Here is a 1,840-nt window from a genome sequence, read left to right on the forward strand (position 1 = left end):
CAGAAGTTTACGTTAATACTTCAGCTGCCACTGATGGAGCGCTTGTCAAGGTAGGTCCAAATTTCTACCGCGCCATGAACGGGAGCCAACCAGACAAGTATCTTTTAGAGAAATTAGAATTGAATCAAACAGACGCTATTGAATTGGTGGAGGTAAACAAATGACACTCAACTATATGGAAATTTTAATCAAACTGGCCTTGGGTCTTTTCTCGCTTGTTTTTGTTATCAATGTGACAGGAAAGGGGAATCTAGCGCCTAACTCTGCGACAGATCAAATTCAGAACTATGTTCTCGGTGGTATTATAGGTGGGGTGATTTACAATAGTTCAATTAGCATTCTCCAGTACGCAGTGATTTTGATGATGTGGACGATTTTGGTTTTGACTCTCAAATGGCTTAATAACAATGTTCGTTTTGTCAAACACTTGATTGATGGTAAGCCAACTCTGCTCATCAAAAATGGGCAGATTGACCCAGAAGCCTGTCGTTCAGTAGGTTTGTCTGCAGCGGAAGTAGCCCTCAAGCTTCGTAGCCAAGGGATTTTCCAGATGAAGCAGGTCAAACGCGCTGTGCAGGAGCAAAATGGCCAACTCATCGTGGTCCAAATGGGAGATGAAAATCCTAAGTATCCAGTTGTGACTGACGGTGTGATTCAAGTTGATGTTTTGGAATCGATTGGTCGTAGCGAAGAGTGGTTGCTTGATAACCTCAACAAACAAGGGCATGAAAATGTAGCCAACATCTTTATCGCTGAGTATGACAAGGGTGCGGTCACAGTCGTAACCTATGAATAAGAAAAGCCTGGGGTCTTGTACTCTTCAAAAATCAAATTCAAACTGCGTCAACGTCGCCTTGCCGTATGTAGGTTACTGACTTCGTCAGTTCTATCTACAACCTCAAAGCAGTGCTTTGAGTAGCCTGCGGCTAGTTTCCTAGTTTGCTCTTTGATTTTCATTGAGTCTTGGCCTCAGGTTTCTATTTGCAATCAGAAAGGGATTTTATGTCCATTATTCAAAAACTTTGGTGGTTTTTCAAGTTAGAAAAACGCCGTTATCTAGTCGGAATCGTGGCCCTGATCTTGGTTTCCGTACTCAATCTCATTCCACCTATGGTTATGGGGCGGGTTATTGATGCTATTACATCGGGGCAATTAACCCAGCAGGACCTCCTTCTTGACCTATTTTACTTGCTTCTTGCAGCCTTTGGGATGTACTATCTGCGCTATGTTTGGCGTATGTATATCCTTGGGACTTCTTATCGTCTGGGACAGATTATGCGGTCTCGCTTATTTGAGCATTTCACAAAAATGTCTCCAGCCTTTTATCAGACCTATCGAACGGGAGACCTGATGGCACACGCTACAAATGATATCAATGCCTTAACCCGTCTGGCAGGCGGCGGTGTTATGTCTGCGGTGGATGCCTCCATCACAGCTTTAGTGACCTTGCTAACCATGCTTTTTAGCATCTCATGGCAAATGACCTTAGTTGCCATTTTGCCCCTGCCTTTCATGGCTTATGCGACCAGTCGTCTAGGGAGAAAGACCCACAAGGCCTTTGGTGAATCACAGGCTGCCTTTTCTGAACTCAATAATAAGGTGCAGGAGTCTGTATCAGGTATTAAAGTGACCAAGTCTTTCGGGTATCAGGCGGACGAGTTGATGTCCTTTCAGACAGTCAATGAATTGACCTTCCAAAAGAATCTCCAAACCATGAAATACGATAGTCTCTTTGACCCCATGGTTCTCTTGTTTGTTGGTTCGTCCTATGTTTTAACTCTCTTGGTCGGCTCTTTGATGGTTCAGAAAGGGCAAATCACGGTTGGGAATCTGGTCACCT

General features: G+C 44.0%; 2 protein-coding genes and 1 pseudogene. All 3 read left to right on the forward strand.

Annotated elements, in window-relative coordinates; translation table 11 throughout:
- Nucleotides 1-164 (forward strand): annotated as a pseudogene (locus tag ACLNCN_RS04530) (DUF3290 family protein); the annotation flags it as partial.
- Entirely contained in the window at nt 161-796 is a 636-nt protein-coding gene (locus ACLNCN_RS04535; RefSeq protein ID WP_424844719.1) for a DUF421 domain-containing protein, read from the forward strand. The pseudogene ACLNCN_RS04530 and the gene ACLNCN_RS04535, both read left to right, overlap by 4 nt.
- Before the next feature lie 206 nt (nt 797-1,002).
- On the forward strand, nt 1,003-1,840 hold an 838-nt coding region (locus tag ACLNCN_RS04540), incomplete at its 3' end, for an ABC transporter transmembrane domain-containing protein (protein ID WP_424844720.1).

The sequence above is a fragment of the Streptococcus sp. CL8.13 genome, from assembly GCF_049737895.1.